The 24,552-nt window shown below is 67.1% G+C and carries 22 protein-coding genes; 8 read left to right on the top strand and 14 right to left on the bottom strand.

Translation table 11 applies throughout. From position 1 onward, the window contains the following. The first annotated feature begins 101 nt into the window (after positions 1 to 101). The 3 genes from GobsT_RS00965 to GobsT_RS00975 all read left to right on the top strand — a co-directional run bounded on the left by GobsT_RS00965 (position 102) and on the right by GobsT_RS00975 (position 2,344). Positions 102 to 1,208, top strand: coding sequence for a sigma-54 interaction domain-containing protein (locus GobsT_RS00965; protein ID WP_033198773.1), 1,107 nt, complete (start codon positions 102 to 104; stop codon positions 1,206 to 1,208). Positions 1,209 to 1,283: 75 nt separating this feature from the next. Next, complete coding sequence (locus GobsT_RS00970; RefSeq protein ID WP_010043245.1) at positions 1,284 to 1,739, top strand: TIGR03067 domain-containing protein; 456 nt, start codon at positions 1,284 to 1,286, stop codon at positions 1,737 to 1,739. Between the two features lie 5 nt (positions 1,740 to 1,744). After that, complete coding sequence (locus tag GobsT_RS00975; RefSeq protein WP_010043242.1) at positions 1,745 to 2,344, top strand: precorrin-2 dehydrogenase/sirohydrochlorin ferrochelatase family protein; 600 nt, start codon at positions 1,745 to 1,747, stop codon at positions 2,342 to 2,344. A gap of 17 nt (positions 2,345 to 2,361) precedes the next feature. Here the strand turns inward: GobsT_RS00975 and GobsT_RS00980 are convergent, their stop codons facing one another. The 3 genes from GobsT_RS00980 to GobsT_RS00990 form a co-directional block, all read right to left on the bottom strand. Continuing rightward, a complete protein-coding gene (locus GobsT_RS00980; protein WP_010043239.1) occupies positions 2,362 to 3,306 on the bottom strand; it encodes an RNA polymerase sigma factor in 945 nt (314 codons plus the stop codon). An 89-nt stretch (positions 3,307 to 3,395) separates the two neighbouring features. Then, positions 3,396 to 4,577, bottom strand: coding sequence for an MlaD family protein (locus tag GobsT_RS00985; protein ID WP_010043237.1), 1,182 nt, complete (start codon positions 4,575 to 4,577; stop codon positions 3,396 to 3,398). Positions 4,578 to 4,737: 160 nt separating this feature from the next. Continuing rightward, positions 4,738 to 5,001, bottom strand: a complete 264-nt coding sequence (locus tag GobsT_RS00990; protein ID WP_010043236.1) for a hypothetical protein — start codon at positions 4,999 to 5,001, stop codon at positions 4,738 to 4,740. A 262-nt stretch (positions 5,002 to 5,263) separates the two neighbouring features. On the opposite strand from GobsT_RS00990, the gene GobsT_RS00995 reads away from it, so the two are divergent. Next, complete coding sequence (locus GobsT_RS00995) at positions 5,264 to 5,491, top strand: hypothetical protein (protein WP_109571358.1); 228 nt, start codon at positions 5,264 to 5,266, stop codon at positions 5,489 to 5,491. A 76-nt stretch (positions 5,492 to 5,567) separates the two neighbouring features. On the opposite strand, the gene ligA is transcribed toward GobsT_RS00995, so the two are convergent. The 5 genes from ligA to ndk all read right to left on the bottom strand — a co-directional run bounded on the left by ligA (position 5,568) and on the right by ndk (position 9,348). After that, complete coding sequence (ligA, locus tag GobsT_RS01000; protein WP_010050963.1) at positions 5,568 to 7,604, bottom strand: NAD-dependent DNA ligase LigA; 2,037 nt, start codon at positions 7,602 to 7,604, stop codon at positions 5,568 to 5,570. 85 nt (positions 7,605 to 7,689) lie between these two features. Continuing rightward, positions 7,690 to 8,112 carry a type II toxin-antitoxin system VapC family toxin gene (locus tag GobsT_RS01005; protein ID WP_232068318.1) on the bottom strand — a complete coding sequence of 141 codons (423 nt, stop codon included), beginning with the start codon at positions 8,110 to 8,112 and terminating at the stop codon, positions 7,690 to 7,692. Then, entirely contained in the window at positions 8,103 to 8,384 is a 282-nt protein-coding gene (locus tag GobsT_RS01010; protein WP_010050959.1) for a hypothetical protein, read from the bottom strand. The genes GobsT_RS01005 and GobsT_RS01010 overlap by 10 nt, the downstream gene beginning before the upstream one ends. Before the next feature lie 57 nt (positions 8,385 to 8,441). After that, positions 8,442 to 8,717: a hypothetical protein gene (locus GobsT_RS01015; protein WP_010050957.1), complete on the bottom strand. Its 276-nt coding sequence runs from the start codon at positions 8,715 to 8,717 to the stop codon at positions 8,442 to 8,444. Between the two features lie 178 nt (positions 8,718 to 8,895). Further along, on the bottom strand, positions 8,896 to 9,348 hold the full coding sequence (gene ndk, locus GobsT_RS01020; RefSeq protein WP_010050955.1) for a nucleoside-diphosphate kinase: 453 nt from the start codon (positions 9,346 to 9,348) through the stop codon (positions 8,896 to 8,898). A 160-nt stretch (positions 9,349 to 9,508) separates the two neighbouring features. On the opposite strand from ndk, the gene GobsT_RS01025 reads away from it, so the two are divergent. Then, positions 9,509 to 9,946 (top strand): acyl-CoA thioesterase, encoded by a 438-nt coding sequence (locus GobsT_RS01025; protein ID WP_010050954.1) that lies wholly within the window; start codon positions 9,509 to 9,511, stop codon positions 9,944 to 9,946. A gap of 158 nt (positions 9,947 to 10,104) precedes the next feature. Here GobsT_RS01025 and GobsT_RS01030 read toward each other — a convergent pair whose 3' ends face one another. Continuing rightward, positions 10,105 to 11,040 (bottom strand): UDP-glucuronic acid decarboxylase family protein, encoded by a 936-nt coding sequence (locus GobsT_RS01030; RefSeq protein WP_010047942.1) that lies wholly within the window; start codon positions 11,038 to 11,040, stop codon positions 10,105 to 10,107. A gap of 419 nt (positions 11,041 to 11,459) precedes the next feature. Here GobsT_RS01030 and GobsT_RS01035 point away from each other — a divergent pair, with 419 nt between their 5' ends. Beyond that, on the top strand, positions 11,460 to 12,329 hold the full coding sequence (locus GobsT_RS01035; RefSeq protein WP_010047939.1) for a DUF1559 family PulG-like putative transporter: 870 nt from the start codon (positions 11,460 to 11,462) through the stop codon (positions 12,327 to 12,329). Positions 12,330 to 12,442: 113 nt separating this feature from the next. Then, positions 12,443 to 12,805 (top strand): DUF4259 domain-containing protein, encoded by a 363-nt coding sequence (locus GobsT_RS01040; RefSeq protein WP_010047937.1) that lies wholly within the window; start codon positions 12,443 to 12,445, stop codon positions 12,803 to 12,805. Positions 12,806 to 13,113: 308 nt separating this feature from the next. On the opposite strand, the gene GobsT_RS01045 is transcribed toward GobsT_RS01040, so the two are convergent. From GobsT_RS01045 to GobsT_RS01060, 4 genes are all read right to left on the bottom strand, one after another. Continuing rightward, complete coding sequence (locus GobsT_RS01045; protein ID WP_010047934.1) at positions 13,114 to 13,986, bottom strand: endonuclease/exonuclease/phosphatase family protein; 873 nt, start codon at positions 13,984 to 13,986, stop codon at positions 13,114 to 13,116. 82 nt (positions 13,987 to 14,068) lie between these two features. Then, positions 14,069 to 16,795, bottom strand: coding sequence for a GAP1-N2 domain-containing protein (locus GobsT_RS01050; protein ID WP_010047932.1), 2,727 nt, complete (start codon positions 16,793 to 16,795; stop codon positions 14,069 to 14,071). A gap of 338 nt (positions 16,796 to 17,133) precedes the next feature. After that, positions 17,134 to 20,064 (bottom strand): protein kinase family protein, encoded by a 2,931-nt coding sequence (locus tag GobsT_RS01055; RefSeq protein WP_010047929.1) that lies wholly within the window; start codon positions 20,062 to 20,064, stop codon positions 17,134 to 17,136. 259 nt (positions 20,065 to 20,323) lie between these two features. After that, complete coding sequence (locus GobsT_RS01060) at positions 20,324 to 22,534, bottom strand: TRAFAC clade GTPase domain-containing protein (RefSeq protein WP_010039678.1); 2,211 nt, start codon at positions 22,532 to 22,534, stop codon at positions 20,324 to 20,326. Between the two features lie 141 nt (positions 22,535 to 22,675). Between GobsT_RS01060 and GobsT_RS01065 the strand changes: the two genes are divergently transcribed. After that, a complete protein-coding gene (locus GobsT_RS01065) occupies positions 22,676 to 24,010 on the top strand; it encodes an MFS transporter (RefSeq protein WP_010039674.1) in 1,335 nt (444 codons plus the stop codon). A gap of 19 nt (positions 24,011 to 24,029) precedes the next feature. Here the strand turns inward: GobsT_RS01065 and GobsT_RS01070 are convergent, their stop codons facing one another. After that, positions 24,030 to 24,518, bottom strand: coding sequence for a YciE/YciF ferroxidase family protein (locus GobsT_RS01070; RefSeq protein WP_010039673.1), 489 nt, complete (start codon positions 24,516 to 24,518; stop codon positions 24,030 to 24,032). Positions 24,519 to 24,552 lie beyond the last annotated feature (34 nt).

Genomic DNA, 24,552 nt, shown 5'->3' on the forward strand with positions numbered 1-24,552 from the left:
CTAGATCTATGGCACTTTCAGGCACGGCATGATACTCTGTTATTGTGCGGAGCAAGTTCTAAACGGCGATCGCGGCTTCCTCTCCCGGAAGCGTTTACTCAATGCCTAAAAGTGAGCAATTTGCGCCACCGTTGCCCGAGATTGTGGGCAGCGCGCCGGCCATGCAAGACGTTTACCGACTGGTGCGTCTGGCTGCGCCTGCGCCCTCGTCTGCAACCGTTCTGTTGATCGGCGAAACCGGGACCGGTAAGGAAGTGATCGCCAAAGCGGTTCACAAACTCAGCCGCCGCGCGGACGGACCGTTCATACGCGTGAACTGCGGCGCGCTGCACGAAAACCTGCTCGAAAGCGAGCTGTTCGGGCACGTCAAAGGTGCGTTCACCGGGGCCATTGAGAACAAACCCGGCCGGTTCGAGGCCGCGCACGGCGGCACCATTTTTCTCGACGAGATCAACAGCACCACGCCCAAGCTTCAGGTGAAGCTGTTGCGGGTGCTACAAGAGCGCGAGTTCGAGCGGGTGGGCGAGAGCCGCACCATTCGCGTTGATGTGCGCGTTATTGCGGCAACCAACACCTCACTCGAACAAGCGGTTGAAGATGGCGAGTTTCGCGAAGACCTCTACTACCGGCTTAACGTCATCCCGATCGCGTTGCCGCCGCTGCGCGAGCGCCGCGACGACATCCCCCTGCTGGCGCAGTACTTTCTGAAACGCTACGGCGATCAGCACAAATGTGCGGTGCCCGAACTGACCCCTCTGGTGGTCGACGCTTTGAAAGCGCACGACTGGCCGGGGAACGTTCGCGAACTCGAAAACACGCTGGAGCGACTCACGATATTCGCCGACGGCGGGCCGCTCACGGCGGACCTGCTGCGGTTCGGACGCGCGCGGCCGGTGATCCGGGCGCCCCGCGGCGCCGCGCCGGCCGACGTGCCGTCCCTGATTCACTCGCTGGTGCGGGCGGGCATGCACGCCCCGCGCCCGCCGCACGTCAAGCTCCACAAGTTCCTCGTCGATGGGGTGGAGCGAGAGCTGATCGAGGAGGTTTTACGCGAGTGCGGCGACAACCAGGTGAAGGCCGCGGACCGTCTCGGCATCAACCGGAACACGTTGCACAAAAAGCGCGAGGCGTACCGCGACGCCGACTCCGGCGGTCCCGAATCCGGTGCGGGTGATGGGCCGCCCGATTCGTCCGCCGCCGCGGGGTGAGGTCGCTCCCGCAGCGTCCGCTCCGCCGGCCCGCGGTAGAATCACTTCGGCCGTCGAACCGGTGGGAGGGGCGTCATGCGTTGCGGGGCAGCCTTCGTGCTTGTAGTGGCTCTGTGTGTCGCGCTGCGCGGCACCGCGGACGACAAAAAGGGTGAGAAGCCACTCGATCCCGAGCTGAAGAAGCTTCAAGGTCGGTGGGAGCTGACGTACCACGAGACCGCAGGGCAGGAAGACACCAAAGAGTGCAAATGGGTGATGGTGGTGGACGGTGATCGGTGGACGGTGACGGACGGGGACGGCGGCACCTCGAAGGGAACACTTCGCCTGGATCCGGCCAAGAAGCCCAAACAGCTTACGTACACAATCACCGGGGCCGACGGCGATCAGGAGTTCATTGGCATCTACGAACTGGACGGAGACACGTACAAGACCTGCGACGTGGCCAAGGGCAAGGAGCGGCCGACCGAGTTCGCGACGAAGGAAGAAACCGGTCAGGTCGCGGCCTGGAAGCGCGTTAAGGTGAAGGACTGAGCGCCGTGTTCCCCGTTCTCCTCGATCTGACGGACAGACGGACGGTCGTCATCGGTGGCGGCGCCGTCGGCGCACGAAAGGTGTCGGCGCTCCTCGCCGTGGGGGCGGCCGTATGTGTGGTTGATCCGCGCGGTGCTCTCACGCTCCCGCCCGAAGTGGTTCACATTGGCGAAGCGTATCGGGCCGAACATCTCGAAGGTGCGGCTGTGGCGTTCGCGTGTGCGACTCCCGAGGTGAACGCCCAGGTCGTCGTGGACGCCAAGAAGCGGGGCGTATGGGTTAACGCTGCCTCTTCCCCTCATGAGGGCGATTTCACGCTGCCCGCGGTGGTGCGCCGCGGCGAGTTTACGCTGGCGGTGAACACCGGCGGGGCGTCGCCGGCGCTGGCCCGGCGGGTGCGCGAACGGCTCGAAGCCGAATACGACGCGGCGTTCGGGGAGTGGGTGCGGGTGCTCGCCGAGCTGCGCGCCGAGGTGCTGGCGCGGGTGCCGGATGAGGCCCGGCGGCGGGAACTACTCGACGGGTTCGCGGATTGGAGTTGGCTGGAGCGGTTGCGGACCGAAGGGGTCGGACCGGTGCGCGAGGCGATGCTCGCGCGGTTGTAGAACTGGCTCTCTACCGCCTACGATTCGGGCAGCACCTTCCCGCGGGCCGCGAGCAACCTACCGAGCTGGTCGGCGCTCAGCCGCGGGTCGTCGGTCAGCAGCGTGCCGAGTTCGGTAAGGATAAAGTCTTCCAGCTCTTCGCCGTCCCACCCGTCCGCGATCAACTTTCCGCCGATGTGCTCGAGCGCGCGGTCGCGGAGCTTGTCCGTGCGGCGGGTCAGGGTGCCCTCGTTCAGCCCGAACAGCTTCGCCGCCTCGCGCTGGCTCAACCGGTAGCGCCACCGCAGCCCGAGCAGCAGGCGCTCGTCGTCGTCGATGGTGCCGAGCCACTCGCGGGCCGCCGAGACGAACGTCTCGTGCCACCGGTCGGAGGCGTTCGCCTTCGGCCCGGTGTTCATCGGCAGCGCGATCTCGTCGTCGGGCAGCGCGGTCACCCCGGCGTGCTGCCGGAGCTTCGACAGGTGCCAGTTCTGGAACACGCGGATCAGCCAGGGCGCCAGCGGGCGCTGGCCGTCGTACCGCGCCAGCACCGGGAGCGTGCCCTCGCTCTCGGGGGCGATCAGGTTGCTCCAAAACTCGGACACGGCCGTTTCCTGGCGCTCCTCGTTCCGCGGGTACAGGCGCACCGCCCGCGCCCGGAACGCGTCCACGAGCAAGCAGTCGCTCCGCCCTGTGCGGGCGTTGAACAGCGACTCCCACGCGGCGCTCTGCCCCTCCAAACACCCGACACACACCAGCCAGTCCACCGCGTACAGCCCTTCGAGGTACGCGGCCCAACTGACCGCCCCTTCGGCCTTGGGCAGAAAGATGCCGAACGTGCGCCGGAGGTGGGCGAGGAACGTACTTTCCGAGAGCTTCACTGCAGGTAACTGCAGACGGGTGAAGTGGTAAAGTACCGTGACCCGGCCGCGGTCCGCGGGGCTGAGCGTCGGCGGGTCCGCGGGTGGCGTCGATGAACTCACGTGACCGGTCCGGTGCGGATGAATCCAGACTCTCTTATGATACGCATTTCGGCCCGGGGTTCGCATACCGCCCGGGCGCCGGGGCCGGTTCACCGCGGGGTGAACGTTAAAATCTGAACGTTGGACGGCGCGTCCGGTGCCGGCTCCGCGGGCGACAGGCCGGTGCCCATCCCCAGCGGCGTGACCTTCCGCCGGCTGAACGTACCGAGCTTCGTCGCCCCCGCGCTCTTGAGGTGTTCGGCCACGACTTCCGCCTGCTTGCGGGTCAATTCCAGAGCCACCGCCGGGACGATGTGCTTGTCCCGCGGGTCGTGGAAGGCGGCCACGATCACCTCGGACCCCGCGACCCGGTTCTGGTTGAGCCAGTCGGCCACGCCATCCATGTGCCGCCGGCCCTCGGGCGTGAGCGTCGCGGTGCCGGGCTCGAAGATGTCCTTGGATTGGAAGAGCGCCTGGTGCCGGTTCATTGTCGGGCGGACGAGCAGCGCGACCGAGTCCTCGACGTAGCTGCGCACGATTGGCATCTTGCTGAGCGCGTCGGCCCCCTGTCTTACGGACCGGAGGGTGTCGCGGCCGTCGGAGACGAACCCGTTCAGGTTGCCCATCTCGGCTTCCATACCGACCAGCACCTTGCGCAGCGTTGCCAACGTGCCCCGCGCGTCCTCGTACAAGGCGTCGTCGCTGACGAGCTTCGCCAGCGTTCCGTTGCTGTCCTCGACGCCCTTGATGAAGCTCTTCGCCGCCGCGACCGTTTCGCGCGACTCGGCGGCGAGCTGTTTGACTTCCGCCGCGGTGCCCTTGGCCTCTTTTGCGAGATCGCGCACCTCAGCGACGGCCTCTTCGATCTGGAAAGGCTTTACTCCGCGGAGCCGGCCGCCCGCCAGAACGCCCTTTGTCGGGTCGCCGGGGCGAACGCTGATGACTTTCGATCCGAGCAACCCGGTGCCGTGGACCTGCGCGTCCGCGTCGGCGTACAGGCGGCTCGCGTACCGCGCCTGGATCTTCATGCGAACCGTGACCTCGGCGCCGGGGCCGTCGTGGTCCGGGTACTCGACCGCGACCACTTGGCCGGCGTCGACGCCGCGCAAGCGGACCGGCGTTCCCGGGGTGATGTCGTGAGCTTCGGGAAAGCCCGCGGTCAGTTCGACCGTGTCGGCCCAGACACCCTGTTTGTCGGCAATGCAGGTAATACCGTACCCGCCGAGCGTCAGGGCCACCAAAACGACCAGCCCCAGAGCAACAGCCTGCCGGCGCGACAGCGATTGTGACACGGGAACGCGCTCCGTCGGTGTGCAACGACGCGACATTATACCCTTCGCTGTGTCCTCGATCGTCTTGTGCTTTTACTCCGAAGTGAAAACGCGAGGGGGCGATGGGTTTCAGCCCGCCGCCCCCTCGTGAAAAATCTTGCGCGGTTGCGCGCGACCGGTGTCACACGTCCTCGCCCTGCTCGAACCCCACACGGACGGCCGCACGAACCCAGTCCCATTCGGTGGTTTCGCCGCGCTGATACCAGCCGGAACTCAGTTCGGCTTCCACAGCTCGAAACGACATCCCCCAGAACTGTTCGCGGGCGCGCTCGCCGTACCGCATCGCGCGCCGCAGGGCGGCCGGATCGACCGATTGCGGCTGAGTTGCCGCCCCGCCAAACAAATTGGTGCTCAGATCGGTCGCATCATCGGAGCGGTCGCGCATCGCCGGTTCTCCGTAGCTTCTGGGGCAACGTAAAGTTGTGAGCAAGAAAAGTGCCACAAAAGATGGGCGATTGGTATCCCGTTCGCACTAGGGACTAACGGAGCTGCAGTTCGCGCCCAGGTTACACAGACACCGCGGATGCGAACTTTCTCCTCAACACACAGAGAAATGGGAAGCGCCGGTCTGGCCCGCCAAAAGAATCGGAAACCAGAGTGGCGGCCTCACGCGTTTCGTTTCTCAGACTTCAATCGGGGGAAAAGTCATGCGGTTACTGAGCGCACTGTTCTTGATCGCCCTCGTCGGCGGCGTGGGATATCTGACGTACGTAAACAACCACACCACGGCCGTCAGTGCCGGAACCTGGCACGGCGACCTCCCGCTGCCGGCACTTGTGATCGGGGTATATGTGCTCGGGATGGTCAGCGGGTGGTGGTTGATTGGGCTTACGAAGCGATCCTGGCAGCGGGTTACCGAACCCGAACGGGTGTGAGTGCGGACGCGCGCGAGGGCGGGCGACCAAATCGAGATTTGGTCGCCCGCCCTCGCGCACTTTCGTACCTGAGAACTTACCCTTCACCGATCATTTGTCGGAACTCAGCCTCGTTGATGATCTTGACGCCAAGCTCTTTCGCTTTATCGGCTTTACTACCAGGCTTGTCACCCACCAGTACGAAGTCAGTTTTCTTGGAAACGCTGCCGCTCGCTTTGGCGCCCGCATCTTTGATTGCCTGTTCGATCCCGATGCGATCGTAATTAACCAGCGTACCGGTTACGACAACAGTTTTCCCGGCCAGCGGCAGGCCGCCGGTCGGGGCTGCCTTCTTGTCATGCGTCATCTTGATGCCGAACTGCTTCAGGTCGGCGATCAGTTGCCGTCCGCTCTCACTGTCGAAGAACGCCCGCACGAACTGTGCGCGTTTCGGCCCGAATCCCTTCACCCGGGCCAGGTCCTCGGGCGCGGCGGCGATGATCAGGTCGATGTCGGGGAACTCTTCGACCAGCAGGTCGGACATGGCCTCGCCGACCATGTAAATGGTCAGCCCGGGTAGCAGCCGCGCCAGCCCGCGCCCCTTGCTCGCCGCGATCCCGTCCAGGAGGTTCTGTGCCTTTTTGTCCTTGAAACCCTCCAGCGCCAGCAGTTGCGCCTTCGTGAGCCGGTACAGGTCGGCGACGGATTTGACGAGTTCCGTGTCGACGAGCTGGACCGCCACCTCACGGCCGAGCCCGTCGATCTCCATCCGCGTTTTCTTGGCGAACCCTTCGAGCCGCTTGGCCAGTTGCGCGGGGCATACGCCGGTGTTCGCGCAGATGAAGTTGTAGCTGGTCGCCGACTCCTCTTTCTCAACGGGGCCGCCGCACTTCGGGCACTTGTCCGGCCACGTGATGACCTGCTCCGCGCCGGTGCGGTCGGCCTTTATCACGTCCACCACTTGGGGGATGATCTCGCCTTTTTTCTCCACCACCACCGTGTCGCCGATTCGCACGTCACGCTCGGCCACCCAGGACGCGTTGTGCATGCTGGCGTGGGTGACCGTGGTGCCGGCCAGTTGGACGGGCGGGTCGAACGTCGCGACCGGGGTCAGCTCGCCGAACTTGCCGAGGTAGAACACCACCTTCCCGAGCTTCGTCGTCGCCTGCTCGGCTTCGAACTTGTACGCCTTGGCCCACTTGGGCACCTTCGCGGTGTACCCGATCCGCTCGCGCTGTGCCCAGTCGTTCACCTTCACCACGATGCCGTCGGTGTCGTAGGCCAGTTCCTTGCGCTTCGGCTCCCACTCCTGGCAGTAGGCGATAACCTCGTCGATGCTGCCGCACACCCGCTCGTGCGGGTTCACTGGGAACCCGAACTCCTTCAGCTTCGCGAGCATCGCGGCCTGGGTCGTGATGGCGAGCCCGCCGATGTCGCCGGACCCGTAGGCGAAGAACGCGAGTTTCCGGGTGGCGCACTCGCGCGGGTCTTTCAGCTTGAGCGTCCCCGCGGTGAGATTGCGGGCGTTCTTGTACGGCTCCTGGTTGCCCTTCGCCTGCTCCGCGTTGATCCGTGCCAGTTCGCCGCGGGTCATGTAGACTTCGCCGCGGACCTCGAAGATTGCCGGCGGGTTGCTCGTTTTGAGCTTTAACGGGATGGCGGCGATGGTTTTGATGTTGTGGGTCACGTCGTCGCCGACGGTGCCGCTACCCCGGGTGGCGGCGAACGCGAGCACCCCGTTCTCGTAGGTGAGCGACATCGACACGCCGTCGATCTTCAGCTCCGTCACGTAATCGACCGCGGCCCCCGGGCCGACCGCTTTGCGCACGTCCGCGTCGAACTTGCGCAGGTCGCCCTCGTCGTAGCTGTTGTCGATGCTGAGCATCGGGGTCTTGTGCGTGACCTGCTTGAACCCCGGGATCGGCTGCCCGCCGACCCGCTGCGTCGGGCTGTCGGGGGTGACTAAGCCCGGGTTCGCCCGCTCGATGTCCGCGAGTTCCTTCAAAAGCGTGTCGAACTCGCGGTCCGAAATCACCGGGGCGGCTTCGACGTAGTAGAGGTAGTTGTGGTGGTCGAGTTGCTTGCGCAGCTCGGCGGCGCGTTCCGCGGGCGGGGTCGGGGCGGCTGTGGCCACGGCGAAACCTCGGCTGGGTGTTCGGGTCAGGTTCGACACCGGGATTGTGCCGTGATTGTCGCGGCGTCGCAAGCTTGGCAGCCGCTCACGGTGCGGGCGCGGCCCAGTTCTCGACGCGCAACCCCGGCACCGCAGAAAGGTCGGAATCGGTGGTCACGACCGTGCAGTTCCCGAGTGAAAGGGCAATGGCCGCGATTTGAATGTCGATTTGTTGCATCGGCCGGCCGGTGCGCCGCAACTCCGCGGCGATCCGGCCGTACTCCTCTGCGGCTTCGTTCGTGTACGGCCACACTCGCAACGAGGGCTGGGCGGCCCGGAGCCCGCGAAGGGCACGTTCACGCGATGTGCTGTTTTCCGCTCCGTAATAGAGTTCCCCGAGGACAGATACGCAGATGCCGATCACATTACCGCGGCGCACTTCGTCCCGTGCCCGAGAGTAAACGGGATCGCGACGGGCGATGTACAAGCCGGCGATGCCGGTATCGAGTAGGTAGCGGGTCACTGCCACGGCCCACTCCCCCCGCGGGACCATTTCTCCCATTGCGATAGTTGAAACGCCTTATCTTCCGCTCGCACGCGTTCCCAAGCGGCGAGTTCGTCCTCCGACATCCACGCCCCGAACGCGTCCATCAGGACGAGGCGTCGTTGGATCGCTTCGGGGCTGTTGTCATCATCTGCTGGGAGCGGCGTTGCGATCGTTACCTGCGTCCCTTCCGGTAAGGTGACCGGCCCGTCAAGGACTACTTTGCCGTCCCGGATTATGCCACGAATCGTGCTCATCGGAATGCCCTCCGCCGGCTGGTATCCGTCATTGTAACACGGGCCGGCGTGGCTCGATTAGCGGCGAAAAACGCCGGTGCCGAACTGACCCGAGATCGGGTTGTACGTGCCGTAACTGTATTTCGCCTTGTGCGTGAACGGGTTCGTGAAGTGACTCGTCCGGCGCACCGAACCCACAATCGGTTGCAACTGCCCGACCGCCGGTGCCGGAGTCACGCTCAGCGGGTTGACAGTCGCGGTCGGAACGGTTGTGCCGCTTTTCTTCACCCATTCCGCGTTCACGTGCCCCGCGACCAATACCTGCACCAGCACCGCAATCAGGATGCGCTTCATGTTCGCTCTCCGTGAAATCTTGCCCAGTCCAGCCATCTTTTCGGCTGCGGTCCGGGCCGGAGAGGAATTGAACACACGGCGGATGTCAGCGTGTGAGACGTGAAGGCCGGTTTACGCCGGTTGTGCGCGAGTGCCGGGCAGACGCCGGATTGTGCGTGTGCCCGGCGCTTGGAACGCGTCACGCGACCCAGTTGGCGTCGGTTGAGGTGAAGCTCACCAGTTCCTCGTCCTTGAACCACAGCGCGATTTCGATCGCCGCGTTTTCCAGGCTGTCGCTGCCGTGAACGAGGTTGTTCTGCACGCTCAGCGCGAAATCGCCGCGGATCGTGCCCGGGGGGGACTTCGCGCCGTCGGTCATGCCCATCAGCGTGCGGCACACCGCGACCGCCTCACGCCCTTCCCACACCAGCGCCACCGTCGGGCCGCTGGTGAGGAACGTGAGCAGGCTCTCGTAGAACGGCTTACCCTTGTGGACCGCGTAGTGCTTCTCGGCCAGTTCGCGGGACACCTGCACCAGCTTCAGGCCCGCGAGCCGCAACCCCTTGCGCTCGAAACGGGCGGTGATCTCGCCGACCAGACGGCGCTGAACGGCGTCGGGTTTCAGGAGGATGAGAGTACGCTGCGTCGTCATGAACCACCGATAAACGGGTAACGGGTTCCGGTCATGGTGCGGAACCGGTGCGGGTTCGTCTACTGCCGGGCGCTCGGGTGCAGACCGGCGTGTACTCTTTCGGCGGGACCGGGTACGATTTCGGCACCGGGCGCCCGTTACTCCCGAACTGCTGCCCACAATGGCAATTACGCACAGTCACAAGCTGGTCTTACCGGCCGACGCGAACCACCACGGCACGCTCTACGCCGGGGCGATGCTCCGGCTGGTGCTGGAAGCCGGGTACGCGACCGCGTGGAAGCACATCGGCCCGGAAGCGAACCTGGTGCTCCGCCGGGTGTTAAACATGGAATGCCTGCGCCCGGTGCCGGTGGGCGTAGTGGTTGAGATCCAGGGTGCGGTGCTCCACCGCACCTCCGCGTACCTCGTGTGCGGGCTGGTCGGGATGCCCTGGGACGACGGCACGCAGTGGGCGGAGGCGCTGTTCGGGTTCGCCCAGGTGAGCGCGGACGGCAAACTGACCCACTTTCCGGACCACCTGCCCGCCGTGAGCCGACCGGCCGGCGAGGTGTGGGAGCGGCTCGAAAAGCGGATGAACAAGCTCCTGCGCCTGCGGTGAGTTCAGAGAAGCAGAAAAGGCGGTTTCACCGCAGAGGGCTCAAGAGCGCGCAGAGAGAACGAAGGCACCAAGGCGGAATTGCTCACTCCTTGGTGTTTGTTTCTCTCTGCGTACTCTCGTGCCCTCTGCGGTGAAACCGCCTTTGTTCTTGAGACGTGTCACTTTCCGAGCTTGCGGCGGAAGAAGTCCATCGTCCGCTTCAGCCCCTCGTCGCGGCCCACCTTCGGCTCCCAGCCCAGCAGTTGCCGGGCGCGCGCGATGTCGGGCTGGCGCACCTTGGGGTCGTCCTGCGGGAGCGGCTTGAACACGATCTCGCTCTTGCTCCCCGCGAGCTTCTTGATCTCCTCCGCGAACTCCAGGATCGTGATCTCCGCTGGGTTCCCCAGGTTCACCGGGTCGTGGTGGTCGGTGGGCAGCAGCCGCCAGATCCCCTCGACCAGGTCCGACACGTACTGGAAGCTCCGGGTCTGGTCGCCCTTACCGTAAACGGTGATCGACTCGCCCATCAGCGCCTGGTACATGAAGTTCGGCAGCACGCGGCCGTCGTTCAGCCGCATGCGCTCGCCGTAGGTGTTGAAGATGCGGATGATGTGCGTGTTCACCCCGTGGACCCGGTGGTACGCCATCGTGATCGACTCGGCGAACCGCTTGGCCTCGTCGTACACGCCGCGCACGCCGACCGGGTTCACGTTGCCCCAGTAGCTCTCCTTTTGCGGGTGCTCGAGCGGGTCGCCGTACACCTCGCTGGTGCTCGCCAGCAGGTACCGTGCGCCGTGCGCCTTCGCCAGCCCCAGCGTGTTGTGCGTGCCCAGCGACCCGACCTTGAGCGTGGGGATCGGGTGCTCCAGGTAATCGACCGGGCTGGCCGGGCTGGCGAAGTGCAGCACGTTGTCCAGCTTCTCGCGCACCTTCAGCGGGTTCGAGATGTCGTGCCCGATGAACCGAAACTTCGGGTTCACACGGAGGTGGTCCAGGTTCGCCAGGTCGCCGGTGATCAGGTTGTCCACTGCGATGACTTCGTGCCCCTCGGCCAGGAACCGCTCGCACAAGTGTGAACCGATGAACCCGGCCCCGCCGGTGATGAGGGTGCGCACGCTGTGAACTCCACAGATGTCTTGGGGAAGCACACAGAAGGAGATATGAACCGGGCCGGCCGCACGACACCAAAGTTATGACGGATGCCGAAGAAATCGCACTCGTTTGTGAGGTACCGCCAAAAAGGTGAATGTATTGTCTTATTCTGGATCGTTTTCAATCGCGGCACGACTTGCCACTCGTTCTTCAAACTGTTAGCGTTCCCCTTCTCGCCGCGACTTCCCACCGAGCCACCCTTGCGGCTCACCGCCGTTCGAGTGTGACAGATCATCCGGTGTATGTTGTGGCCGATCCCAGGCGCCGATCAGGGTTGCTCGGACGGCGTGCGATCAAGTACAAGGAACATCAAGTCTACGTCTAAGTGATGTGTCGGAAGGCGCTCCACGTTAAGGAGCAGGTACGAGAAGGAGTCCGTCACATGCGCGACGCGTTGCGTCCGGGCCTGTCGCTGCTGGAACTGCTGGTCGTGGTTGCCATCGTTGGGGTTTTGATCGGGTTGTTGTTGCCCGCGGTTCAGAAGGTGCGGGAGGCGGCAGCCCGGTTGCAGAGCCAGAACAACCTCAAGCAGATCGGGCTCGCACTGCACACCCGCGCGGAAGCCCGATCTGGGCGATTGCCTGAGATCGATGGTGGGCTCAGCCATCGTCGATTCGGTCCAACCCCGCACATGGCCGCGGCGAAAGGTATGGACGGCGCCGTGCTGCACCCGAGCATAGGTTACCCAACCGGGTACTTTCGAATGCTCGTCAGCCCAGCAGACCCGACGCTCGCGGCCCGCCGCGCGCCGCTCGACGGTTCTGATCCAACGAGTGGCGCGCCGTTGGTGCTGGACCGGTCGGACGACCCGGCTACAAGTTACTGTTCCAACGCTTTCGTGTTCACCAACCGCCCGACCCTCAATACCGGCTTTCCAGACGGGCTCTCCCAGACGATATGGTTTGCGGAGAGGTACGCCCAATGTCGTGGTTCGGCATCGGACTACACCAACACCATATTTGGCCGGGCAACGTTTGCTGACGGGGGACCAGTTCTCGGCGGTGACAACCTCGGGCACGTGTACCCCGTCAGCGCCCCGCCCGGCGTGAGCCCCAGCCGGCCGGGAGCGACCTTTCAAGTGCGACCAACTTCAGAGAACTGCGACCCGTCCGTACCGCAGACGCCGCACATGGGCGGGATGCTAGTTGGCCTGGGCGACGGTTCGGTACGCACGGCCGGCGCGGGCATCCGGGCCGAGGTGTTCTGGGGGTTGGTGACGCCGGCCGGTGGCGAGGTGCTCGGGGACTGGTAGTCGCGCCGGGCAGGCCGTAGACGCCGAACACGGCGCGGTGGACGACGAGCCGCGACGTACCCTGCCGATGGGTTCGTAATTCGGCGGAAGCCTTCCGAGGCACGGAGGTTTAGATGGGCGCGTGGGGCGGGGCGGCCTGGGACAACGACGATGCGGCCGACTGGTTCGGCGATCTCTTCGCGGCCACCAAACTCGCGCAGCGGGTCGAAAAGGCGCTCAAGACCAAAGACGTCGAGGAATACGCCGGCAAGATTCGGGCGGCGGCGTACATGCTCGTCGCCCTCGGCCGGGTCTACATCTGGCCGGTCGAGGACCTCGACCGCCACCTGCGGTTGGCCATCGAAAAGCTGGATGCCATCAGCCGGTTGGAGGACTACGAGGGCGACGAGAACATTGCCGCCGAGATCGCGGAACTGCGGTCGCGGCTGAAAACGCTCGGCGCCGAACCGGGCGCCGCAGATGATGACGCTCCGTAGCGGTTCGTGACTTCCCGACACGAGCAACCGGGGCCGATGAGACAGTCGTTCGGCCACAGAGAGCAAAGCGCTGGGGATGCAGAAGGAAGCTACACTTTGGTCGCCGTCGCCCCGAGTTGTATGAACGCGTTCCTGATCCCATCAGCCTCGGTGGGTGGGTTTGTACTCCGGGCAGCGGAGGGCGCCAGCGGGCTCGTCGCTGGCGGTCGGCTGGTAGTTCGCTGGTGCATCGCTACCACACGAGCGACCCGTTTCGTACCCTCGGTATCGGTCGAGAACTAACGGATGTAGCGGCAATCGGGGTTTACTCAATCGGCAGCGAGCGAAAAATCGAACACCTGGTAGCGGTGGTCACTGCTACTGTTTAGCCCGCCAAGTCGGTACCGGACGGGAGTTATCCGCGGGCCGTGCAGACAGTGATCGAGGTCGTAGATCGGCACCGGAACGGGCCAAGTTGCACCCCAACCGCCACCGGCAGTGTAATAGGCGTGAGCGTAACCGGCCGGTAGCTCCGTCAGGGCACGGGACCGGCGCGGGGCATTGAAGTCGCCGACGATCAGGTCCGGTCGGTGTCGCTCGATCAGCGCATTCACCTCGCGCAGCAACGGGTTACGAGCGACCCACACGCTAGACGGCAGATCGAGTACGAACAGAGTGATCGGGCACCCGTCCGGCGCCCAGGTCACGGCCTGGACTTCGAATCCGTCCCGGTCAACCAGCCATCCGTCTGCGCGCAAGTTGCCCCGTCCGACCACGGCCAGGTTCGCAAAAGTGGCCGCTCGGTATTCGGCTCCGAGTTGATCACGCAACACCCCGACGTGGGCGGCGTTGACCGCGTCCGTAAGCACGTACAGATCCGCACGTTCTGCCAGGAGGTGTTCACCGACACCCGATCGGGCCGGGCGCCCGGCCGTGTTCCAGTGAACGACTCGAAATCGGCCCGTGCCATCGGCCGGAATGTACTCGGCGCGGTTCTCGATCAGGCCGACGAACGCGACCACCGGAAGCGCGCCGCCGGCAGCCAGGAGCGCCGCCCGTCGTCTTCCAGTCGCGGCGTACATGAACGCGATGGCGACCAAAACGGCGGCCACGACGACCGACGGGATGTAGAAGCAGACGCCGGTGATCCAGGTGGTATCGCGAGCAAGTTGGCCGACGCCCCAGGCGGCGAGAAGGCACACTGCTCCGGGCGCCACTGCGGTGTACCCACGAGCGAACAGAGACCGAGCGGTTGATTGCGAGGGCGACATGGCGAATTCACTGCTATGGACCAGAAACGGCGAACAGGAACACGATGAACACAACCGTGAACAGCACCAACCCCAGGCACCCGCTCTTCTTCGCCTTCTTGTGCCGCTTTTTTCGGCCCTTCGAGTGCCGGTCGTCCTCGTCGTCATCAGACGATTGCTCTTCGCGGTCGGGCACAAAAGCCGATCGGGAGGCATTCTTTTGAGGTCGCGAGATTTGCCGGCGCAGCCGCTCTACCGCAAGCGGGTCCAGCGCCGTCGACTGCGACGCGCTCTCGATCAGCGCCGCGAGGTTCATGTCCGGCACGCATGCGAGAATCAGGTGCGCTTGCAGCGCGCCGCGTGCGCGGGTGGGGCCGTCGTCGGAAAGGCGCACCGCCTCACTCGCGACCCGTCGAGCGGCGTTAAACGTCCCGTCCGTCGGGAAGCACACCCGGAACAGTTCGACGACCGGCGCCAGTTCGTCGGCCCCGTCGGGCAGGGCGAGGTCGGCGCCGCCGAGTTGCTTGTACACGACCCGCACAAGGTCGATGCGTTCCACCCCGAACGTGTCGCAGGCCTGCGGGACTTCGTCCGGGGTATCGAGCGGAATCGCAGTCGGGTCATTCACCCACCTCACCAGCGCGTTCGCCGCGAACAGTCGCGCAACGCCACCCGGGGGCAGCGCCTGCACCAGCCGCGCGCCGCTGGCGGTCAGCCGTTCGGCGGCGAGACGCAGGTGGGCCTGGACCTTTCGTTCCCAGCGGTGGATGACCACCGTTTCGTCCCCACTCGCAGCTCCGAGCAGGTCCGGCGACAGCAGCGCCGGGCTGAGCAGTTCCAGGTACCCGGCCCACACGTCGCGACCGGCGCCGTCACCGCCGAACCCGACCAGCAGGTGCGCGAGCCGGTTGTTCTCCAGAAGGAAATCGCCCCACGCGCCCTGGAGCATTTCGACGATGTGGCACAGCTTCAACCAGTCGCCCGGTTCGAGAGCGCCGGCCGCGAGCAGCCGGTCCATCAGTCCGGCGGCTGCGGGTGTGTACGGCGCGAACAGCGTCGTGAGCAGGGCGGGCTCGGTATCGAGGAACGGCCCCGCGGCGCGCACGTACGCCGCGGCCGCGGCCGGAGGGGCGGCCAAGAGGTACTCGCGGGCGTGGGTCCGCATTGTGTCGCGATCGGGCGGCGGTACATGCGCGAGCCAGTCGAACCGATCGTCCGCGAGTACCACGAACGCAACGTACCCGGCCCAGTCCGGTTGCGTGTGGAGCAGCGGCTCCAGTTCCCCCGCCGTAACGGGCACCAGCAGCGCGCGGGGCGGGAACTGGTTCACGTCCGCGCAGGCGGTCCGCAACTCGGACCGCGCGGCGACGGGCAACCGGGACAGCTTCGCTTCGTTCTTCTCGCGGCCCACCAGCTTGTCGAGCAGCCGTCGCGCCTCGTCCGCGCCGACCGACTCGCGCAGCGCCGACCAGCACGCGCCCCAGCGGCGGAGGTCGTCCCGCAAAAGCGCGGCGATCGCGTCTTCCCAGAGCTCGCGGGCGTGCTCGGGCCGGGCGATCAGTTCGCGGAACGCGGCCCTCACGTCGGGACGCGCCAGCGCGGGTTCCTTCACCACGGCCCACACGCGCGTCACTCGCGCGGCCAGCTCCTCCCGCGCGAGCGGGTCGGCCTGGAGCGCGAGCAGGTCGCCGACGCTGGCGGTTCCGGCGTCGGTGCGGGCCAACCGGCGGGTGCGGGCGAGCGCGGCGCCGGCGCGGGGCAGCCCGCTCGGGTCCGGCCCGACCGCTTGCCGCACCGCGGGTAACAGGCCCCACTCGCCGGCCGCCGCCAGTTCGACCAGCGCGGCGAGGCCAGTGCCGGCATCGCCCCCGTCCGGTGCGCGCAGCTCGGGCGACGAACGGGCGGGCGCGAAGGTGTCGAGGGCGATGCCGCGGGTGGTGCCGAGGTCCGGTTCGAGCCCGCGCTCGGGGCTACCGGTGTACGTGCCGACCACCTCCGCGAGCTTGTAATCCCGCAGGTTCCGCTGGTGCGGCTCGAACGTGCTGAACGTCAGGTCGTCGGTGACGGCTGGCGGGAGCAGCCGCACCGCACCGTAGAGGAGCAGGGCCACCAGACCGGGCTCGGCGTGAACGAACAGCCGGCGGCGTGCGGCGTCCTCCTCCTCGGCAAGTAGGAGCATCGCGCGGAGCATACGGGCGAACAGCGCGCGGCGCTCGGGCGCAGAGGCGCGGAGGCGCGAGGGGCACACGGTCCGGCTCAGTTCGGTCGGGCCGGAGGCACCGTCGTTCAGGAACGCGGCGAGGGCGTCGTCGTTCACCAGTTCGCCAGGGGGCAGCCCGGCGTTGCGCGGCAGTGCCTTCGATTCTGCGGGCGGGTAACTTGTCACCCACTCCTCGCTCCCCCAGGAGCGCAGCACCTCAGCGGGCTCGGCAGCGGGGAGCAGGAGCAGGTGCGAGAAGTACGAGCGGTCGCGGCCGACGGTGTCTTTTGCGAGGTACGCCGAGTGAACGGCCCACACGCGACCGCCCCTCGGGACTTTGGTGCGGGCCAGCCGACGTGGCGCGAACTCGGGCGCCGGCGGGTCGCGCCACAGTTCGAGGGGCAGTTCGTAGGGCGGGTACTGGAACGCGGCGTCGAGCGCGGCCGGGTCGGTGACGGACGCGGCGCGGACGGTGTACCCGGGGTCGTTCCGGACGCTGTCCGCGACGGCGCAGTGGGTGACGTAGAACTGGTCACCGCCCGCTTCCGGCACGCGCCCCATGTGCTGTCCCCTGTGTTCAAGTGCCAGGTTCCGAATCCGATGGGGAGCGTTCGGTGATTACAGCCGCTGATGTCGTTCTGGTCCGGTGCGCGGCCCGCTCGCGGCGCGAACAGTGCGTTGAGCTTCAGGACCACTGCTCTCATTCATGGTCCGGTTGCGGATGTCTGTTTATGGCCCATGTCTTTGTGGCACAGGCATTCCTGCCTGTGCAGCCATTTCGCACCGCACAGACAGGAATGTCTGTGCCACAAGAAACAGACGCAACTAACCGGATCGTGGATCAGCAAGCCTGGGTGCTTTCGCACCGACTCGCGGGCCGCACACCGGACCGGAGCCGGTCACCAGCGGGTGCCGGTCGGGCTCGCGGTGCCGGAACCGACCGGGACCGGTCCGATGTTGAGCGCGGGTCCGTAGATCGTCTTCCAGCCCAGCTCCACCACCGGCCACACGGTGACGTAGGCGTGCGTGGCGCCGGCGGGCGGCACCAGCGTGACGCCGCCGCCCTCGCGCTGGTGGTTCTCGGCCAGGCAGTTGAGGCGCGAGTACGGGTCCGCTTCCGCCGGGTCGGTGAGGAACCGCCGGGCGTCCACCGCGACGACGCAGTGCGCGATCAGCCCGTGCCCGCCCCACGACCAGCACGCCTTCACCAGCCCGCCGCGCTTGCCCGTGATCGTGTACGCGGGGTACGCCGGGACCAGGCGCGCGTCGCCCGCGAGCCGGGCGCGCACCTGCGCTTCGATGGCGGCCCTCGTCCCGGCGTCGAACGCGTCGTGGTGCTCGCGCAAGAGGGCCATGTCTTCGGGGGCGAGCGGGCTGCCGGTCGTGATCCGCTGCCGGATGGCGACCACCCGCTCCGCGCGCGCCAGCAGGTCCCCCACCTCGGCCGCCCGCGCCACCAGCGGCGGGTAGTCCGTGAGGTCCGGCCCCGGCGCGCCGAGCCGCGCGAGCAGCGTAAACATGTCGCGCGCCTTGAGCGCCTCGGACACCTTGGCCCACTTCTCGAGCCGGTCGCGGGCCAGCGTGAGCCGCTCGCGCAGCTCCTCGCGGTCCACGCACCCGGTGAGCAGCTTCCCGTGTTCGCCCCACAGCGCCAGCCACTTCTGGTCCTGCCGGTCCTTGCGCCGCTCTTCGCGATCGATGCTCGCGAACCGGTCGAGCAGCTTGCGCCGCACCACCGCCTCCTCGGCCCGCCGGAACAGCCCGGGGTTCACCTTGTCGAGGCGGGCCGCGAACCGGAGGTTCCGCGCCTTGAGGCGGTCGTAGGCGGTCGCGATGGCCCGGTCCGACGGCTGCGGCCGGTCCGCCTCGCGGCGCAGCTCGGCCAGCAGTTGCACCGACTCGGAGCCCTCGAGCACCCGGACGGTGTGCGGGTGCGGGTAGTTCGGCGGCAGCTTGCCCGCCGCGGCGAGCACCGCCTCCTCCGGGCCGCCCTGTTCGGCGCTCCGGATCGCCCGGTCCAGCGCCTCGACGAGGGCGAGCCGGGCGCGGGCCTCGGTCACGCGTGCGGCGAACGGCGCCGCCTCGCCGCACCCGCCGAGCCCCGCCCCGTCCCCCCAGGCGGCGACCAGCTTGGCGTCGTTCTCGTGGGACGCGACGGCGGGGACGCGGCGCAGCTTCTCCAGCGCCGGCCACCAGCGGGCCGCGTTCTCGCCGCGGGCGCGGTGTATGGGGGTGAGAGACGGGTGCGGCGGGCCGGCCGTGAGCACCCCCTGCCACGCGTCGGCCAGCTCGCGCTCGACTTGCGGGTTCTTGGCGCACGCCGCCAGGAACGCGTCGGCGGCGCGGATGCGGATGCGCCAGCCGTTCGCGGCGGCCTCGTAGGCGCGGGCCTCCGCGGCGCCCGACAGTTTTGGGGCCGAGTCGCTCCAGAGCTTCACGAGCGTGCGCCCGTCGCCCGGGTTCACGGTCGCGGCCTTCAGCGCGTCGAGCAGCGCGACCTGTCCGGCCGCGGCCCGCGCGGCGGTCAGGACTTGGGGCTCCAGCCAGTCGTCGAGCAGCGCGGGCTGGTACGCGGCGGCGGCCGCTCGCGGGTTCCGCTCGTCGAGCGCCCGCTTGAGCGCGTCGCGGGCGGCGACCCGCTGGCGCGCGGCGTCGCAGGTGACGCGCACGTCGGGCGGAAGGGCACGCCCGGCGGCCGGCAGCCGTTCGCACTCGGCCGCGATGCGGGGCCAGTCCTTGACTCGCGCGTCGCACAGCTCCTTCAGCGCGGCGACGGGATCGGCGCCGCCCCTGAGGTCCGCGGGCAGGTCCTTCCCGGCGCGCTGGAGCCGGACCGTCTCCGTCTCGATCTGCGCCCAGTCGCGCGCGGACACCGTGAGCAGCGCCCGGAGCCGGGCGAACGGGTCAAGGGTGAATGGCGGGATCTGGGCGAACGGCTTGTTGAGCGACGCGCGGAGGTTCCGCGCCCACTCCGCGACCTCGGGGTCCTTCGACCGCATCAGGTCCGGCCAGAGCTGCGACTTCGCGGGCCGCTCCATGTCCGCGGGGGTGAACAGCAGATTCTCGTTGTCCGTCTTGAGGACGTACTTCACGTACAGTTGCGGGTCCGCGGCGATCGCGCGGAGTGCGACCAGGACGACCCAGGCCGAGAAGTGGTCGAGGTCAGCGCCGAGCCGCTCCGCGGCCCGCGCCGGGTGCTGGTACGCGGGCTTGCCGAACTCCAACTGGTCGAGCCGCTGCTTCGGGTCGGCGGGGGCCAGCGCCGGGACGCACATGCCGTCGTAGTCGACCAGCACCGGGGCGTCGTTGACCACCAGCACGTTGTCGTGCTGGAGGTCACCGTGCGCAATCTGCGTCGCCTGGAGCTGCTGCACCAGCCCGACCCAGCTCTCGGCCATCCGCTTCAGGGCTGCGACGTCGGGCACCTTCCGTTCCGTCGTTTGGCGCACCCACTCGCCGAGCGCGACCCCCTTCACCCAGGCCATCGTGAGGGTCGGGTACCACGCCTTCCCGACGCGGATGCCCTCGGTGTGGTACTGGAACTTGACCACGCACGGCGGCTTCTTCGGCCCGAGCGTCCGCTCGAGGTAGTCGGACACCGCCTTATACCGCCGGGCCCGGTCCTCGTTGGGGAAGTTGAACAGTTTGAGCGCGACGACCCCTTTAGGGCCGGTCATCTTGTACACGCTGGCGAACGCGCCGCTGCGGGCGCGGGGCACGCCCATCGGGCTGCGCTCCGCCTGGCTCTGCCGCAAATCCGGGTCGCGGAACGCGGTGTCCGGGTTCTGGAGCGAGTCCTTGTAGTCGGACTGTGTGGGCCAGCTCGCCATTGTCCTGCTACGTTCCTTTGGCCTGGCGAGCGGGGGCTCACGCCCCAACGTCACGCGAATGCAACCAGCCACCGGGCGTTCAGTCGTTTCAAGTTCGTTATGCGTGCCACCCGCCCGCTGACGCAGGCGGTTCGACCGCAGTTCGTCGAACCGCCTGCGTCAGCGGGCGGGTGTAACCTCGGCGCGTCTCGATCCCGCGACCGATCTCATCAGCACCTTACCTCCTTGAAACCACTGGCATTCGTTCGACCTGTAGGGCTCACTCTCTCCGCTCACCGGCGAAAACCTCGTACCCGTGCATGTGGAGCAGCCACAAGAAAGGCTCCGCTACCCCAAACGGCGCGATCGTGCGTTTCGACAGGTCCTCAACCCCCAGTTCGTTCTCGAACAGGCTCACCGACGACACTGGGAAGAACAGCACCTGCCTCCCGAAGTAGCTCTCCACGACGGCCCGCACGTCCACGCCGCGGAATATCAACTCTAACATGTCCTCGACCAGATCGCTGCGCTCCCGCACAAGGTCCAGGGTGGTGCGCTTCGGCTGCGCCGGCGTCAGGTCGCCCAACAACTTGCGGACGAACTGCACCGACTGGCCCGCGATCGGGTTGCGGGTCACCAGCAGGTCGAACTTCGGGATCACCACCGCCACCGGGACCGGGATCACGTCCCCGGGCGCCACCCGGCGCGCCTCCCGCATGTCGGCCATAAACTCGTTCAGTGCCGCCAGTTGCCGGTCGAGCGTCACCCCGCCCTTGCGCCCGTCGAGCTGGGTCGGGTCGAGGAACAGCATGAACCCGTCCATTTTAACCGCCTGCTTCTTCAGGCGGTCCACGTCGATCTTCTGGTTCACCAGCTCGCCCGAGTAGTCGAACAGGTTCACTAGCGCGGTGTTGGCGCCCGCCGGATCGATATCCCGGACGTGCATCATAACCGGGTCCGGCGGGGTGTTCACGTCGTGCAGGGTGTTGCCCGCGTCGCGCTTCAGGTTCAGGATGAGGTCGATGTAGAGGTCGAACCGCTCGTCCCCGAGCGAGGGGGCCGCAATGATGGTCGCGGCCGTCGGGGCCACCTGCTTACGGACCTTGTCGTAGGCGGTCGCGAGCAGGTGCGTTTTGCCGCTGTTCCGCACGCCCACCACCGGGAAGCAGAGCCGGCGGACGCGCTGGTAGCTGCGCAAGAACCTGAATCCGCAAGTCTTGCACTCGACGTATCCCGATTCGGTGGGCTCCGCCGTGGCCGGCCCGGGTTTGCGTTTCGGCTGCGGCGGCTTTCGGTTCGCGGCCCGGTAGCGCGGGCGTGTCGCGGCCTCGTCTTCTGCGGCGAACCCCTCGGGTGCGGAAATCGTGCCCGTTTTCTCGACCACGAGCTTTTCGCTGAAGCACCGGGGGCACTTCTTCGCGTCCGCTTTGATCCGGGCGGCCTCTGTGCGCACTGCGTGCCGATAGGGCAGAACCGCCAGCCCGAACAGCAGCGCGGCCGCGCCGCACCGAACCGCCGCGAACCCGATCGCCCGCCACCGGGCGCCGCCCCGGAGTTCATCGAGTTTGGCTCGGTCGATCGCGAGCTGGGCCTGATCGGTTTCCGCTTCCTGCGTGAACCGGACGGCAAGCCGCGCGTCGCGCGCCGCGGATCGGAGCCGCTCCCAAACGAGGGATTCGCCCTCACGCACCACCTTTTCGGCGGATGTCCCGGGTGCGGCGACCAATTTCGCCCACGAGTCGGCCGCGGCCGCCCACTTTTTGTCCGCCTCGGCTTCCGCCGCCTCGGCCCGTGCGGTCGCTTCCTTCGTGCTGGCGGTCAGTTCGCCTTCTTCACGCACGGCCCAGACGGCGAAGCCCGGGTCGAAGGAGGGCGAGCACCCTGAGACAGCGGGGAGCACCAGCACCAGTGCCACGCCCGCGGCACGCCGCAAGCGGCGAAGCGACACCCGCTGCGCCCGCGCGCCCAACCCGCGCGCCACCGCGAACACGACCGCCGCGCACACCAGCAGCCCGACATCGGCGGGGGTGAGCTGAAATGAGCGGTGCGTACCGGCCTCGAGGTCGAACCCGTAGGCCGTCTGCTGCTGGTCCGCGTACCGGTGGAACGCGACCTTTTGCTTGTACACCTCTTCCCACTCGCGCCGCGCGGCGTCCGCCCGCGCCCGCGCCGACTCCGACATCCTCAGCGCGGCGTCGCGGAGTGCGTCGTAGTCTCTGCCGAGTATGGGGACCAGTTCGTTGACCAGCACCGACGGGTCTTGCGTCTGCCCGACCGATCGGTCGACCGGGCGCGGGGGCGAAATGAGGTCGGCCTCCCACCCGGCGGCCTCCCGCCGGGCGTGCTGCCGGTGCCAGTCGTACCGCAACCCGGCCAACCGCTCCGCTTCGGGGAGCGGTTCGGCACGGGCCGGCCCGCCGATCGCCAACACAGCCAGCACGGCACCGAGCATCAGGGCGCGGCGGCGGGGCCGGCAGTAAGATTCGGCCATGGTGGTCCGGATGGCGGTTGAGGCAACGGCGCCCAATTTAACCTAAGGACCGGTCACAGCGGCCGCAAGCCATTTCGCCCCTGCCATCCCGGTCCGTCGCCGGCGCTATCCGGGCGCGGCGTTAAGCCGTATCTTCTCCGCATGAACGACACTCCCCCCGCGGCCCCCGCCCCCGGCGCCCCGGCCCGCCCTGTCCCCAACCGGGGCGCGCTCGGCATCGTCTGGCTGGTCGTGTTCATTGACTTGCTCGGGTTCGGCATCGTCCTGCCCGTTATGCCGCGCCAAGTGGAGCCGTACCTGGCTCACCTCGAACTGGCCGCGGCCGCCCGCGGTGCGGTGATCGGGGTGCTGTTCGCTGTCTTCTCACTGATGCAGTTCGTGTTCAGCCCGGTGTGGGGGCGCGTCTCGGACCGGATCGGCCGGCGCCCGGTGCTGCTCCTCAGCCTCCTCGGATCGGTAGTTTTTTACGCCCTGTACGGGTTCGCGGTGACGCTCGACTCGGCCCGCGCGGAACTGGCGCTCGGGCTCATGCTGCTGTCGCGGGTCGGGGCCGGGATCGCCGGCGCGAGCGTCGGCACCGCCGCGGCTGTGATCGCGGACTGCACGCCGCCCGAGAAGCGCGCGAAGGGGATGGCGCTGATCGGGATCGCGTTTGGAGCGGGGTTCACGTTCGGACCGCTGGTCGGCTTTTTCGGGCTGGAGCTGTTCGACGAGCAGCCGTGGGGCGTCGGGGTGCTCGCGTCCGGGCTGTCACTCGTCGCGCTTCTGGTCGCGGTACTCGCGTTCAAGGAGACGCGGAACCCGGAGCATAAAGCCGGCAAAGACTTTTTCAGCGTGGCGCGGTCCGTTGAGGTGCTGAAGATGCCGACCGTGGGCGCGCTGGTGCTGATCTACTTCATGGCCATATTTGCGTTCGCGAATTTCGAAGCCACGCTCGCGCTGCTGACCCGCGACGCCCTCGGGATGACCAACATCCGCGAGAACCTTTTGGTGTTTGCGGCGGTGGGCGCGGTGCTCACGTTCGCGGGCGGCGCGTACCGCCCTATGGTGAAAAAGCGGTCCGAGGAGGCGCTGCTCCGGTTCGGACTGGTGCTGATGGTCGCGGGGTTGGGCGCGGTCGGGCTGGTCGCGTTCGCGGCATACCAGTGGAAGGCCGACGGCACCGTCTCGGCCGCCCAGCTAACGGTCGGGTTCTATCTGTCGATCTCGCTCGCCGTGATCGGGTTCGCGTTCGTGAACCCGTCGGTTTCGGCGCTGGTGTCGAAGCGATCCGATCCGACGCGGCAGGGCGAGGTGCTGGGGGTGAACCAAGCGTTCGCGTCCCTGGGGCGCATCTTGGGGCCGTTCTTCGGGTCGATTCTGTTCCAGACGGAGCCGTCGCGCACGCTGCCCTATGCGGTCGCGGTGGTCACGCTGGTGCTCGTCGGAGTGCTGTTGCTGCCGAAGGCGAAACAGCACCCGGCGGGCGCGACGTGAACCGCTGGCCGACGGACAATTACTTGTTGGCCTTCTGGTTGATCCCGCGCTCCGCGAGCGCGGTCAACTTTTGGTCGATGCGCTTTTCCTCTTCGAGCGTCTCGTGCAGCAGCGCAGCGGCGTCAGTATGGCCGAGTTGTTTAGCGAACGTGCACAGCGTCCCGTACAGCGCGATCTCGTAATGCTCGACCTTCTGCGCCGCGGCGATCAGGCCCGCGTCTTGGGTCTGGGCCTCGAGACCCAGGCCCATAATCTCCTCGCCTTCTTCGATCAGTCCCTCGGTCGCCTCGCACGTGTTCGAGCCGGTCTTGCACCCCACCATCGCGCACACGCGCTCGAGCCGGGCGAGTTGCTGCTTGGTCTCCGTCAGGTGGTGCTCGAACCCGGCTTTGAGTTCGGGCGAGGTCGCAGCTTTTGCCATCTTCGGTAGTGCCGCCGTGATTTGCGTTTCGGCGCTGTAAGCGTCTTGGAGCTGATCGTGAAACAAGTCGGTAAGTGTCTTCGCCATGTAGTGACTCCGGTTGAATAGCGCCGCCCTGCGC

Source organism: Gemmata obscuriglobus (assembly GCF_008065095.1).
GTDB classification, from domain to species: Bacteria; Planctomycetota; Planctomycetia; order Gemmatales; family Gemmataceae; genus Gemmata; species Gemmata obscuriglobus.